The following is a 13,022-nucleotide window of genomic DNA, read 5'->3' as shown; positions in this document are numbered from 1 at the left end:
ACCGTCTTAGGCGGTGAGCTCTTCGGCCGGGAACGTCGTCACCTCGGTCCACTCGCCGCCCTCGACTTCGAGGACGGAGAACGGCCCGACTGGGTCGCCGTTCTCGTCGAAGTCCTGCGGGTTCGAGGCGCCTTGGTAGTTGATTTCGTTGCCGGCCTCGAGTTCCTCCTTGCCCTCGGAGAACGTCGTCACCTCGGTTCCCTCGGGGCGTGCGACCGGGTTGATGTTGTCCGCGATGGTCTCACGGGTCGCTTCGCCGCCCCGATGGGCGGCGAGTGCGATGAGATTCATCGCGTCGTATCCGGCCGCGGTGAACGTGCCGGGTGCCTGCCCGTGCATCTCCTGATGGCGCTCCGCGAACGATTCGTACGACGGACCGGGTGCCGGCGCCTGCCCGAAGATGGGGGCCTCCGCCATCGCATCGGCGCCCATGCGCTCGATGAAGTCCGCCGTGACCACGTCGTTGCCGATGAAAATCGGGATGTCCAGCCCGGCCTCCAGATAGTTGCGCATGAACAGGGCCGACACCTCCGTCCCGGCCGTCATGGAGATGACATCCGGGTCAGCGTCGGCGATTTCCTGAATCTCGCTTCGGTAGGAGTCGGCGTTGATTCCGAGTGCCACGTCGGCCACCTGCTCGCCGCCCTGCGAGGTGAAGTAGTCGGCGACGGCCGTCGAGAAGCTCTGTGACCCCTTGTCGTCCTTGTACGTGACCGCCATCGTGTTGTAGTCGTTCGTGAGCGCGTACTGTCCCTGTGCGCGCCCGGCGATGGCGTCGCTCGGCACCGTTCGCCACAGGTACTCGTCGGGTCCGCCCACGTCGTCCATCTGTGTCGTCCCCGCGGAGACGGAAAGCGTCGGCAGCCCCGCGTCACGAATCGGTTGGAAGAGGTTCGGCATCACGCTGCTCGACGGGCCGAGCATGGCCACCACGCCAGCCTCGTCGAGCGTGTTGAACCCCGAAATCGCCGCCTGTGGGGTCGTCTCCGTGTCCTGCTCGTTGGTCTCCACTTCCTTCCCGAGGAGGCCGGCGTCGTTGATGTCGGCGAGTGCGACATCGCGTCCGCGCGCGGCGTTCGGACCAATCCAGCCGAGCCCCTGACTGAACGGAGCGAGGGTTCCGACGAGAATCGAGTCGCCGCTCCCGCCGCCACCGCTCCCGCCGCCACCGCCGGAACAGCCGGCGAGGCCAACGATTCCTGCTGTACCCGCTGCCTTGACGAACTGACGCCGTCGAACAGGTCTATCGGACATTTCGGTCCAAACTCCTACATCTCACCTCCATTAATAATTGTGATAGTGGCGCATGATACCTATTATCATTCGCTTTTAGAAAAATAAAGTTGGTCATTAGTTATGTCATTGTGGATATATCACTCTCTGGTGGATTCGCCATACGGTGACAGGACCCGGTGGTCGGCCGTGGGGACTTGGCGCGCGCAGTGTGGTGCGGGCCGACTCAGCCGCTGAAAAGCGAGTTGTGAACCGGCGCGAAGTCGTTCGTCTCCGTCGTCTCGTCGTCCTCAGCCGTATCGTGAATCGCGCGTCCCTCCAGTCCCACGTCCAAGAAGTCCCGGAGCGGCGGGCCGACCTTCTCCGGTTCGACGAGGAAGGCGTCGTGGCCGTGGTCCGATTCGACGACGTGGTGGGCGACGGGAACCCCTGCTGTCCGACACGCCTCGGCCACCGACTCCGACTGGGCGACCGTGAAGTGCCAGTCGCCGGTAAAGGACATAATGAGCGCTTCGCCCTCGTAGGCCGCCAGCGCGTCCGCGTCGCTCTCGTACCCCTCGCTGAGGTCGTAGTCGTCCATTGCCCGCGTGAGATACAGATACGAGTTGGGGTCGAAGCGGTCGACGAACTTCTCCGACTGGTAGTCGAGGTAGGACTCCACCTCGCGGTACGGGAAGTAACTCGCGGTGCGGTCGGCGGGGAACGAGCGCACGGCGTCCCGTCCCGCCGCGCGGCGTCCGAACCGCTCCTGCATCGACGTCTTCGAGAGGTACATCACGTGCCCTATCTGCCGGGCGAGCGCGAGGCCGTCGGTCGGTGGCTCGGAGTCGTAGTACGCCCCGCCCTGCCAGTCGTCGTCGCTCGTGATGGCCCGCCGGGCGACGGCATCGAGCGCGAGACACTGCGCGTCGAGGCGGGCCGCCGCCGCGACGGGGACGATTCGTGCCACGTCGTCGGGGTACTGCACCGCCCAGTCGAGGGCGTTCATCCCGCCCGCGCTCCCGCCGACGACGGCGTGCAGGCGCCCGACCCCGAGTTCGTCGAGGAGGCGTCGCTGGGCGCGCGTCCAGTCACCGACCGTCACCGGCGGGAAATCCGTCCCCCACGGCTCCCCGGTGGCGGGATTCTCCGCCGGCGGCCCCGACGACCCGTAACAGGAGCCGGGGACGTTCGCACAGACGACGTAGTACTCGGTGGTGTCGATGGCCTTCCCCGCGCCGACGATGTCGTTCCACCACGCTCGCGCCTGTCCGGACGTGCCCGCGACTCCCTCGCTCGCCACGTTCTGGCTCCCGGTGAGGGCGTGACAGACGAGGACGGCGTTGCTCCCGCCGTCGGGATGTGCCTCGAAGTCGCCGTAGGCCTCGTAGGCGATTTCCAAGTCGTCGATGGACTCCCCGCACTCGAAAGTGAACTCGCCGAGGCTCCGGGTGCCGCTCTCGACCGACGTCATCGAAGCCCCCGTTCCAAGTCCGCGACGATGTCCTCGGCGTCCTCCAACCCGACCGAGAGCCGAACCATGTCGGGCGTGACGCCGGCGGCGCGCTGTTCCGCCTCGGTCAACTGCGAGTGCGTGGTCGAAGCGGGGTGGATGACGAGCGTCTTCGCGTCGCCGATGTTGGCGAGGAAACTCGCCAGTTCTACCGTCTCACACAACTCTTTCGCGGCCTCGTAGCCGTCGGCGAGTCCGAAGGTAACCATGCCGCCGTAGCCGCCGTCGAGGTACTTACTCGCCGCGTCGTGAGTCTCGTGTGACTCCAGCCCGGGGTAGTTCACCCAGCCGACCGCGGGGTGGTCGTCCAGAAACGCCGCCACCGTCTCCGCGTTCTCGCAGTGGCGGTCCATCCGCAGCGGCAGGGTCTCCAGCCCCTGCAGGGTTACCCACGCGTCGAACGGCGACTGCGCGCTGCCGAGGCTCCGGAGCGACCGGTAGCGGACGGCGGCCGCGAGCGCTCGGTCACCGAAGCGCTCGGTGAAGTCGAAGCCGTAGGCCGGGTTTTCGCCGGCGAGTTCGGGGTAGTCCGCGTCGGGGTGGTCCCACGGGAAGGTGCCTCCGTCGACGAAGACGCCACCGAGTGTCGTCCCCGACCCGTGAATCCACTTCGTCGTCGACTCCCAGACGGCGTCGGCGCCGTGTTCGATGGGGCGACAGAGATAGGGCGTCGCGAAGGTGTTGTCGACGACCAGCGGTACTGCGTGGTCGTGGGCGATGTCGGCCAGTCGCTCGAAGTCGGGCGTCATCAGCGACGGGTTGGCGATGGATTCGACGTGGACGAACGCAGTGTCGTCGTCGATGGCGTCGGCGTAGGCGTCGTAGTCGAGCGTATCGACCGTCCGGAACTCGATGCCCCGGCGCGACGCCATCTTCGAGAAGTAGGTGCTCGTCCCGCCGTACATGTCTGCGGAGGCGACGACGTTGTCGCCGGCGGCGGCGAGCATACTCGTCCCCGCGTCGAGTGCGGCCATCCCCGACGCCGTGGCTACCGCGTCGGTTCCGCCCGACAGCGACGCCAGTCGGCGTTCGAGGGTCCGAATCGTCGGGTTCGAGAACCGCGAGTAGATGTTGTCCTCGACGTCGAGACGGAAGCGCTCGGCGGCGTCCTCGGCGTCGTCGAAGACGTACGAGGTGGTCTGATAGATTGGCGGCGCGCGTGCACCCGTCGCAGGGTCGGGTTCCTGCCCAGCGTGGAGGCTCCGGGTGTGAAAGCCATCGGTCATGTGTATGGTGCATATTTCTCTAAGAACTTATAACCGGTAGTTACGCGCCGGCATCACAAACGCCTTGCCGATTCGCCCCCCTCCTTCCCCCACATGACGACCGAGCGCGAATACACGGGCGACTACCCCGACAAGACCCTGTACATCCCCGGCCCGACCGAGGTGCGCGACGACGTCATCGAGTCGATGGCCCAGCCCATGTTCGGTCACCGGATGGACCGCATGACGGACCTCTACACCACCATCGTCGAGGACACCAAGACCTTCCTCGGCACCGACAACGACGTCATGATTCTCACCGCCTCCGGCACGGAGTTCTGGGAGGCGTCGACGCTCAACCTCGTCGACGAGAACATCCTCGTCGCCACCTGCGGGAGTTTCAGCGAGCGCCATGCCAACGTCGCCGAGCGTCTCGGGAAATCCGTCGACCGACTCGAATACGAGTGGGGCGAGGCGGTCAAGCCCGAAGATATCCGCGAGACGCTGGAGACGAGCGACACCGACTACGACGTCGTCGCCTGCGTCATGAACGAGAGTTCGACCGGCGTCCGCAACCCCATCGAGGCCATCGGCGACGTCGTCGCCGAGTACCCGGACACCTACTTCGTCGTCGACGCCGTCTCCGCGCTCGGCGGCGACAGCGTCGATATCGACGCCCACGGCATCGACGTCATCTTCGCGTCGACCCAGAAGGCCTTCGCCATGCCCCCCGGCCTCGCCGTCTGTGTCGTCAGCGACGACGCCTACCAGCGCGAACTCGAATCCGACTCGGCGTCGTGGTACGGCGGCTTCCAGCGCGCCCTCGACTACTACGACCGGAAGGGCCAGACCCACTCGACGCCCGCCATCCCCATCATGCTCGCCTACCGCACGCAGATGAAACACATGCTCGACGAGGGCCACACGGCGCGTGACCGTCGCCACCGTGAGATGGCCGAATACACCCGCGAGTGGGCCCGCGAGCATTTCGACCTCTACCCCGAGGCCGGCTACGAGTCACAGACCGTGAGTTGCATCCAGAACACGCAGGGCATCGACGTCGCCGAAACCATCGACGCCGTCTCCGAGCGGTACGATATGGTCTTCTCGAACGGCTACGGGTCGATTAGCGAGGAGACGTTCCGCATCGGCCACATGGGCGAACACACCGTCGAGAGCATTCGTGCCCTGACCGACGCCATCGAGGACGTGGCGGACCTATAGGTCCGCCTCTTGGAACCACAGCAGTCCCAGAAGCGGGGGAACAAGAATCCACACCAACAGCATGAGCGTCGCCGACACCTGCATGCTCACGTTCCCCTGCGTGTAGAGTGCGCCCTGCAGGAAGGCGTTCGAGACGATTTTGAACGACCCGGTGGGGTTGACCAGTCGGAGCATCCGCAGCACTTGCTGGCCCGTCAACGGCAGCCACGACGGCGCGCCGCCCATGCCCAGATAGAGTTGGAGCGGGAGCCGAACCGCACCCCACAGCGGAACGAACAGGAAGTAGGTGCCGATGGCGCCCGCGACTGCCCGCCGACTCGACGACGCGGCGGTCGAGAACCCGACGGCGATGGCCACGAAGACCACGCCCAGTATCGCCGTCAGCGCCGTGTAGCCGAGATACGAGGCGGCGTCGAAGGTCACCGGCGGAGCGACGAGGAAGATGAGCGCCGGGAGGAGGAAGCCGACACAGATGGGGACGGCGATGGCGCCCGACCGGCCGATGACCTTCCCGAACACCACGTCAGCGCGCGAGTGCGGGAGCGAGAGCAGGAGCTTCAGCGACCCCGATTCGCGCTCGCCGACGACGGCGTTGTAGGCGACGACCAGCGCAAGCAACGGCACCAGCGTCGTCACCAAGGCGTCACGGATGACCAGCGAGTTGAGAATCTGATTCGAGCTGATGGTCTGTCCCGGCGCTGGGCGGGTCAGGTAGGCCGCCACCGACACCAGCAGGATGAACAGGGCCGACAGGCCGGCGACCCACCGCGAGCGGATGGCGTCCTCGAAGTCCTTTCGGGCGACGGCGGTCCACGTCATGCCGACACCTCCCCTTCCGTGTAGGCGAGAAACAGGTCTTCGAGCGACGTCTCCTCCGTCTGGAAGTCCTTGACCGTCACGCCCGCGTCTTCGAGCGCGCCGATGACCGTCGTCTTCGCGTCCGGGTTGCAGGTAACCGTCACCGTCCCGCCGTCGGTGGTGGCGTTGGTCACGCCGTCGAGGGCTCGTACCGCATCGAGGTCGTCCTCGCTCGCGGCGTCGACCGTAATCACGAGCGTCGCCCCCTCGCCCACCGCGTCGCGGAGTCCTTCGATGCTGTCCTCGGCGACGAGTTCGCCCTCGCGCATGATGCCGACCCGGTCACACACGGACTCGACCTGTCCGAGGACGTGACTAGAGAAGAAGACGGTCGCGCCGCGGTCCGCCTCCGTCCGGACGATGTCGCGCATCTCGCGAGCGCCGCCGGGGTCGAGACCGGAGGAGGGCTCGTCCAGAATCAGCAGGTCCGGTTCGCCGACGAGGGCCATCCCGAGGGTCAGGCGCTGGCGCATCCCCTTGGAGTAGCCGCCGGCCTTCCGGTCGGCGGCGTCGGCGATGCCGACACGCTCCAACACCGCGTCGACGTCGCCGTCGACTTCCTTCGAGCGCATGGCGAATTCGATGTGTTTCCGCCCCGTGAGGCGGTGGTACACGTCGTACCCCTCGGGGAGGACGCCCGTCCGCCGGCGCACCGCGACGCTCTCGCGCTCCGCGTCCAGTCCGAGGACGCGGACCTCGCCGGCTGTCGGGCGGACGAAATCGAGCAACATGTTGATGGTCGTCGACTTCCCCGCGCCGTTCGGGCCGAGGAAGCCGAACACCTCTCCCTCGGGGACCGTGAGGTCGAGGTCGGAGACGGCAGTGACGTCACCGAACCGCTTGGTCACGCCGTCGAGTTCGATTGCGGCCATGCCAATCCCTTGTACCAGTCCCCGTTAAAGGGTTTAGGTATCTTACACTGTCGGAGTCACACCCGCTCGTCGGGGTCGTGGCGCTCGGCCATCCGCGTCGCCTCCGTCGCGTACCGCTCGCGTCGGTCGTCGTCGTCGACCGTCGTGAGTTCCGTTCGCTCCACGTCGACTGCCGCCGTCACGCCGCCAGAACGCTCGACGGCGATGGGTGCGCGCTCGCTTTGCCGCGCCCACTCCCCGTCCGTCGTCGCGTACACGAGCGAGATGAGTCCCTTGTCGTCGTAGGTCCGCTCGACCAGCCACAGACGCTCCGTCTCGGCCATATGCGACTCTCGGTGCCACGGCGGGTAACTCTGGTGCCATCGCGACGCGTCAGGCTCATTGGGCTTCGCCGGCTAGCTCGATTCGATGGACGCGACGGCGGTTCGGTCGCGGGCCGCGGAGTTACCCCGCGACCCGGGCGTGTACCTGTTCTACGAGGACGAGAGCGTCCGCTACGTCGGCAAGGCGGTCGACCTTCGTGACCGCGTGCGCTCCTACGCCGACCCGCGGAGCGACCGCATCCGGCGGATGGTCGACCGCGCCGACCGCATCGATGTCGCCGTCACCGACACCGAGACGCAGGCGCTCCTGCTCGAAGCCAACCTCATCAAGCGCCACCAGCCGCGGTACAACGTCCGACTCAAGGACGACAAATCCTACCCGCTGGTCCAACTCACCGACCATCCGGCGCCCCGAATCGAGATAACCCGCGACCCCGACGAGGGAGCGACTGTCTTCGGTCCCTTCACCGACAAGGGCCGCGTCGAGACGGTGGTGAAGGCGCTTCGCGAGACGTACGGTCTCCGTGGCTGTTCCGACCACAAGTATCGGGGCCGGGACCGACCCTGTCTCGACTACGAGATGGGCCTGTGTAGCGCGCCCTGCACCGGGGAAATCGACCTCGACGCCTACGCCGAGGACGTCCGCGCCGCCACCCGGTTTTTCGAGGGTGAGACGGGCGTCCTCGCCGACCCGCTCCGCCGGGAGATGGAGGCCGCCGCCCAAGACCAGTCGTTCGAGCGTGCCGCCAACCTTCGGGACCAACTCGACGCCGTCGAATCCTTCCACGGGGCCGGCGGCGACGCCGTCTCGGCGCCTGCCGACGAGCGGACCGTCGACGTCCTCGGCGCCGCCGTCGAGGGCGACCGGGCGACCGTCGCCCGCCTCCACAGCGAACGCGGGCAACTCGTCGACCGCTCCCGGCACCGCCTCGACGCCCCCGACGGCGAGGGTCGGGTCGGCGCCCTCCTCGCCGCGTTCATTCCCCAATATTACGCCGACCGTGACCTCCCCGACGCCCTGTTGTGTTCCGAGCGCCCCGACGACCCCGACGTACTGGCGTGGCTGGAGGCCGAGGGCGTCGCCGTCCGGGTGCCCGGCGCCGGCCGCGAGGCGAAACTCGTCGACCTCGCGCTGAAAAACGCCCGCCGGCGGACCGGCGACGACGCCGCGAGCGCGCGCCTCGCCGACGCCCTCGGACTCGACGGCGTCGACCGCATCGAGGGCTTCGACGTGAGCCACACCGGCGGCACGGACGTCGTCGGCAGCAACGTCTGTTTCGTCGACGGGAGCGCCGAAACCGCCGCCTATCGGCGGAAGAAACTCACCGAGCGCAACGACGACTACGCGAACATGCGCGAACTCGTGCGCTGGCGGGCCGCCCGCGCCGTCGAGGGACGGGACGACCGACCCGACCCGGACCTCCTCCTCATCGACGGCGGCGACGGCCAACTCGCCGCGGCCCGGGACGCACTCAGCGAGACGGGGTGGGACGTGCCCGCCGTCGCCCTCGCGAAGGCCGAGGAACGCGTCGTCACGCCCGACGGCGTCCACGACTGGCCCGACGACGCGCCCCACCTCCATCTCCTCCAGCGCGTCCGCGACGAGGCCCATCGCTTCGCCGTCCAGTATCACGGGAGCGTTCGCGACGAAGTGTCGACGGCGCTCGACGACGTCGACGGCATCGGCCCCGAAACCCGGCGGCGACTCCTCCGGCGCTTCGGGAGCGTCGAGAACGTCCGCGGAGCGTCACGCGCGGACCTCCTCGACGTCGAGGGCGTCGGCGAGAAAACCGCCGAAGCCCTCGCGAGACGGCTGTAATACGGTTATTCAGGCGATTTCGTCGTACTGGTCGCGGAGTTTCTCCGCGGCGTCGTCCATCAGGTCCGTCTCGTAGTCGTCGAGGTCCCACTCGACCACTTCCTCGACGCCGTTCGACCCGAGTTTGACCGGCACGCCGAAGGCGGTGTCCTCGTAGCCGTACTCGCCGTCGAGGACGACACTCCCCGGCAGGACTTCGCCCGTGTCGCGGAGGACGGCCTCGACCATGTGGCCGACGCCGGTCGCCGGACCCCACTGGGTCGCGCCCTTGCGCTCGATGACGTCCATCGCGGACTCCTGCAGGTTGCCGAGAATCTCCTCGCGTTCGTCCGCCGAGAACTCGGGGTCGCGGCCGTCGACTCGGACCTTGGAGAACGCGGGCACCTGTGCGTCGCCGTGTTCGCCCAGAATCGTCGCCTCGACGTTCTGCACCGGGGCGTCGAACCGCTCGGAGAGGACGTAGCGGAAGCGCGCGGAGTCGAGCCGGCCACCGAACCCGATGACTGAGTGCCGGTCGCGGTCACCCGTCTCGTAGAGGTGGCGATTCAGGAGGTCGACCGGGTTCGAGGTGGTGATGGACACGAAGTCGTCGTTGTACTCGGCGAGCGACGAGCCGATGTCCTCCATGATGGGTGCGTTGTCGCCCGCGAGGTCGAGTCGCGTCTGGCCGGGCTTTCGGGGGATACCCGCCGTGATGACGACCACGTCGGACCCTTCCGTGTCCTCGTACCCGCCCTGTCGGACGACCGTGTTCGAGTCGTAGGCGATGCCGTGATTCGTGTCGGCGGCCTCCCCCACCGTCTCTGACTCCATGTCCGGGATGTCGACGAAGACGACTTCGTCCGCGATGTCGCGGAGCGCGACGTTGTAGCCCGCCGCGGCCCCGACTGTCCCCGCTGCGCCGATGACGCTCACTTTCGTCATATCGTCTACCGGTGGCACCGGATTCCGATTAAACGCTTCGGAACGGGGGACTTCGAGTCGCGGGGTTTTTCGACGTCCATCGCCTTTTTCGACCCATGAGCGGGTTCGACGAGGAGGCCGAGCGCGAGCGACTCCGGGAGAAGTACGAAGAGAATCAGGAGGAGCGAGCGGCCACCCAGCGCATGAGCGAACTGCTCTTGAAGGGGGCGACGATGACCAACAGCCACTGCGACACCTGTGGCGACCCCCTCTTTCGACACGATGGCCAGACGTTCTGCCCGACGTGTCAGGCGGCGAACGGGGACCAGACGGCCGACGCCGAGCAGGTCGCCGACGCCGAGCGACAGCCGGCCGAGGCGGAGACGACGGCCGAAACCGCCGACGCGCCAACCCCGGCGACGCCCGACACGTCCCGCTCTCGACCGACTGGCGACGTGACGCCGGCTGAGAACGGGACCGCCCCGACCCGGCGCACGTCCGCCGAGGGCGACGACCCTCGCTCGACTGCGCGGGCGTCGCTCTCGCGGACGCTCGTGAAATACACGCGGGCCGCCGAGGAGACGGACGACCCCCGGCGCGCGAAGGAACTGCTCGCCGCCGCGCGCGAGGCGGCGGAGACGCTCTCGGCGCTCGATTAGTCGTCGCCCGCGCCCGTGTAGTCGCTCCCGACGACGGTCCGAATCTTGTCGGCGGTGACGTCGCCCACGCCGTCGACGTCGAGTAAATCGTCTTCTCGCGCCGTCATCACGCCTTCGACGCTCCCGAAGTGGTCGAGTAGCGACCGGGCGGTCACCGGGCCGATGTCCGCGATGGAGCCGACGACGTACTCCTGCTGTTCGGCCAGCGTCTTCGCGCTCTTCTCGCCGTGGACGCTCACCGACCGGTCGCGGCTCGTCTGCTCTCGCTTGGCGATGACCGCGAGCAGGTCGGCGGTGCCGGCCTCGTCCGCCGTCTGCAGGACGCTCACGCCGAAATCGACCGAGAGCGACGCCAGCGCACCGCGGATGGCGTCGGGGTGGACGTTGCGCTCCTCGTAGAGGCCCTCGCCCTCCAGCACGACGACCGGGCGGGCGTAGTGTCGCGAGAGGTCGCCCACTTGGTCGAACAGCGAGCGGTCGCCGCCAGTGAGGGTGTCGAGGAAGTCGGCGACCGACTTCCGCTCGACGGCCACTCGGTCCGAAAGCACGTAGTCGCCCACCGCGAGCGTCTCCAGCCGCGTTTCGACGCCGTCTCGCGTCGAGAGGTCGCGGGCGATGGTCGAATCGAGTTCTCGCTGGTCGACGACGAGTTCGACCGAGTCGTCGTCCGTCTCCGGGGTGGCGACGACGCCCTCTGGGTCGTCGGCGTCGGCGGTATCATCGCCGTCTGCCTCGTCTGCCGCCGTCCCGAACTCCTCCAGTTCCGGCGCCTCGTCTGTCTCCTCGTCCTCCTCGTCGAACGCATCGAGCGCCGTCTGGGAGTCGTCGAGTTCGTCTACCATCTCGTCGGCCGCGCTTTTCAGCGACGCGAGTTCGTCCTCCATCTCCTGCTCGCGCCGCCGCGAAATCCAGAAAAACGCCTCGTCGCGCGTGTCTTCGGCCATCAACACGACGACCCGCCCCTCGTCCTGCCGGCCGGTCCGGCCCTTCCGCTGGATGGACCGAATCGCCGTCGGGACGGGTTCGTAAAAGAGGACCAAGTCGACTTCGGGCACGTCCAGCCCCTCCTCCGCGACGGAGGTGGAGACCAGTACCTCGAACTCGCCCGCGCGGAAGGCGTCGAGCGTCTCGCCCTGTTGGGTCTGGGTCATGCCGTCCGAGCCCTCCTTGTCGCCCTGCCCGACGAACCGCCGGACGTCGAAGCTCTCGCTCAGGAAGTCGGTGAGGGCTTCCGCCGTGTCGCGGGACTCGGTGAAGACGATGACACGTTCGCCCCCGCCGATGCCGAGGGTCTGGGCCAGCAACACCCGCGTCTGCCGGAACTTGGGGTGTAGGTCGTCGAACGACTCTGCGGCCCGCATCGCCTCCCGAACCTTCGGTTCGGCGACCAGTCGCTGACTCGCCTTCGACGCTCCGGAGGATTGGGCGGCGTTGCGCTGGCGCTCGAAGTACCGCCGGAGCGACTCGACCGACTGCGTCTCCGCGAGTTCGACGGCCCGCCGGAGTTTCATCACCTCCGCGTGTATCGACATCCCCTCGTAGCCCTCCGACTGGTCGGCGTCGATGAGGCTCTGTAACTCCCCGCGCATCTGGTTCAGGTCGCGCTGGGAGAGGTCCGGACTCGTCGTGTTCGTCACGCCGAGTTCTTTCAGTTTCTCCAAGCGCTCCGTAATCACGTCGTTGAGCGCGTCGCGGATGTCGATGACAGCGTCCGGGAGGGTGACCCGCTCCCACTCCACCTCGGTGTCGTGGGTGTACTCGGCCACGTCGGCGTCCTCCTCGGTCATCACTGCCACCTCCTGCAGGCCGAGGTTCTCACACACCGTCAGAATCGCCTCCTCGTCGCCGCCGGGCGAGGCGCTCATGCCCGTCACCAGCGGGTCCGTGGCGTCGGCGTGGTAGCGCTCCGCGATGTAGACGTAGGCGTAGTCGCCGGTCGCGCGGTGACACTCGTCGAAGGTCAGATGCGTCACGTCGGCGAGCGAGATGCGCCCGCCGATGAGGTCGTTCTCGACGACCTGCGGCGTGGCGATGACGATTTGGCTCTCCTCCCACAGCGCCGCCCGGTCGTCCGGGCGCACCTCGCCCGTGAACACCGTAATCTCGTCGTCGGGTATCGAAAGCGCCTCGCGGTAGAACGTCGCGTGCTGCTGGACGAGCGGTTTCGTCGGCGCGAGAAAGAGCGCTGTCCCGCCAACCTCGGTGAGTCTGTCGGCGGTCACGAGCAGGCTCACCGTCGTCTTGCCCAGCCCGGTCGGGAGACAGACCAGCGTGTGCGTGTCGCGCGCGTCGCTCGCGAGTTCGAGTTGGTAGCGACGCCGCTCGATGAAGCCGGGTTCGAGCAGCGGGTGGTCGACGTACGCGTCCTCGTCCTCGGTGGCCGCCATCAGGCGACGTTGGTCGTCGTCGTGGTTAAGGGTTGGCGAACCACGGT

At 67.5% G+C, this 13,022-nt stretch carries 11 protein-coding genes; 3 read left to right on the top strand and 8 right to left on the bottom strand.

What is annotated here, in order from left to right:
* Nucleotides 1-6 precede the first annotated feature (6 nt).
* The 3 genes from ACQUSQ_RS07825 to ACQUSQ_RS07815 all read right to left on the bottom strand — a co-directional run bounded on the left by ACQUSQ_RS07825 (nucleotide 7) and on the right by ACQUSQ_RS07815 (nucleotide 3,951).
* Nucleotides 7-1,254, bottom strand: a complete 1,248-nt coding sequence (locus ACQUSQ_RS07825; protein ID WP_435068032.1) for an ABC transporter substrate-binding protein — start codon at nucleotides 1,252-1,254, stop codon at nucleotides 7-9.
* 205 nt (nucleotides 1,255-1,459) lie between these two features.
* Nucleotides 1,460-2,686, bottom strand: a complete 1,227-nt coding sequence (gene metX / locus ACQUSQ_RS07820; RefSeq protein ID WP_435068030.1) for a homoserine O-acetyltransferase MetX — start codon at nucleotides 2,684-2,686, stop codon at nucleotides 1,460-1,462.
* A complete protein-coding gene (locus ACQUSQ_RS07815; RefSeq protein ID WP_435068029.1) occupies nucleotides 2,683-3,951 on the bottom strand; it encodes an O-acetylhomoserine aminocarboxypropyltransferase/cysteine synthase family protein in 1,269 nt (422 codons plus the stop codon). The genes metX and ACQUSQ_RS07815 overlap by 4 nt, the downstream gene beginning before the upstream one ends.
* 93 nt (nucleotides 3,952-4,044) lie before the next feature.
* On the opposite strand from ACQUSQ_RS07815, the gene ACQUSQ_RS07810 reads away from it, so the two are divergent.
* On the top strand, nucleotides 4,045-5,154 hold the full coding sequence (locus tag ACQUSQ_RS07810) for a pyridoxal-phosphate-dependent aminotransferase family protein (RefSeq protein ID WP_435068028.1): 1,110 nt from the start codon (nucleotides 4,045-4,047) through the stop codon (nucleotides 5,152-5,154).
* Here ACQUSQ_RS07810 and ACQUSQ_RS07805 read toward each other — a convergent pair.
* Genes ACQUSQ_RS07805 through ACQUSQ_RS07795 form a run of 3 tightly spaced genes read right to left on the bottom strand, consistent with a single transcriptional unit; the run spans nucleotide 5,149 to nucleotide 7,207 of the window.
* A complete protein-coding gene (locus ACQUSQ_RS07805; protein WP_435068026.1) occupies nucleotides 5,149-5,973 on the bottom strand; it encodes an ABC transporter permease subunit in 825 nt (274 codons plus the stop codon). The two genes, ACQUSQ_RS07810 and ACQUSQ_RS07805, sit on opposite strands and share 6 nt — an antisense overlap.
* Complete coding sequence (locus ACQUSQ_RS07800) at nucleotides 5,970-6,884, bottom strand: ABC transporter ATP-binding protein (protein WP_435068024.1); 915 nt, start codon at nucleotides 6,882-6,884, stop codon at nucleotides 5,970-5,972. Before ACQUSQ_RS07800 ends, ACQUSQ_RS07805 begins: the two co-directional genes overlap by 4 nt.
* 56 nt (nucleotides 6,885-6,940) lie before the next feature.
* Complete coding sequence (locus tag ACQUSQ_RS07795) at nucleotides 6,941-7,207, bottom strand: hypothetical protein (protein ID WP_435068022.1); 267 nt, start codon at nucleotides 7,205-7,207, stop codon at nucleotides 6,941-6,943.
* 85 nt (nucleotides 7,208-7,292) lie between these two features.
* Here ACQUSQ_RS07795 and ACQUSQ_RS07790 point away from each other — a divergent pair, with 85 nt between their 5' ends.
* Complete coding sequence (locus ACQUSQ_RS07790; protein WP_435068020.1) at nucleotides 7,293-9,026, top strand: excinuclease ABC subunit C; 1,734 nt, start codon at nucleotides 7,293-7,295, stop codon at nucleotides 9,024-9,026.
* Between the two features lie 9 nt (nucleotides 9,027-9,035).
* Here the strand turns inward: ACQUSQ_RS07790 and mdh are convergent, their stop codons facing one another.
* On the bottom strand, nucleotides 9,036-9,950 hold the full coding sequence (gene mdh / locus ACQUSQ_RS07785; RefSeq protein WP_435068018.1) for a malate dehydrogenase: 915 nt from the start codon (nucleotides 9,948-9,950) through the stop codon (nucleotides 9,036-9,038).
* Nucleotides 9,951-10,045: 95 nt separating this feature from the next.
* Between mdh and ACQUSQ_RS07780 the strand changes: the two genes are divergently transcribed.
* Nucleotides 10,046-10,588, top strand: a complete 543-nt coding sequence (locus ACQUSQ_RS07780; protein WP_435068016.1) for an Sjogren's syndrome/scleroderma autoantigen 1 family protein — start codon at nucleotides 10,046-10,048, stop codon at nucleotides 10,586-10,588.
* On the opposite strand, the gene ACQUSQ_RS07775 is transcribed toward ACQUSQ_RS07780, so the two are convergent.
* Nucleotides 10,585-12,975 carry a DEAD/DEAH box helicase gene (locus tag ACQUSQ_RS07775; RefSeq protein WP_435068014.1) on the bottom strand — a complete coding sequence of 797 codons (2,391 nt, stop codon included), beginning with the start codon at nucleotides 12,973-12,975 and terminating at the stop codon, nucleotides 10,585-10,587. The genes ACQUSQ_RS07780 and ACQUSQ_RS07775 overlap by 4 nt on opposite strands.
* Between the last annotated feature and the right edge of the window lie 47 nt (nucleotides 12,976-13,022).

This window comes from Haloplanus sp. C73, assembly GCF_051195115.1.
Classification (GTDB): Archaea; Halobacteriota; Halobacteria; order Halobacteriales; family Haloferacaceae; genus Haloplanus.
This window is presented reverse-complemented; position numbering and strand designations above follow the sequence as displayed.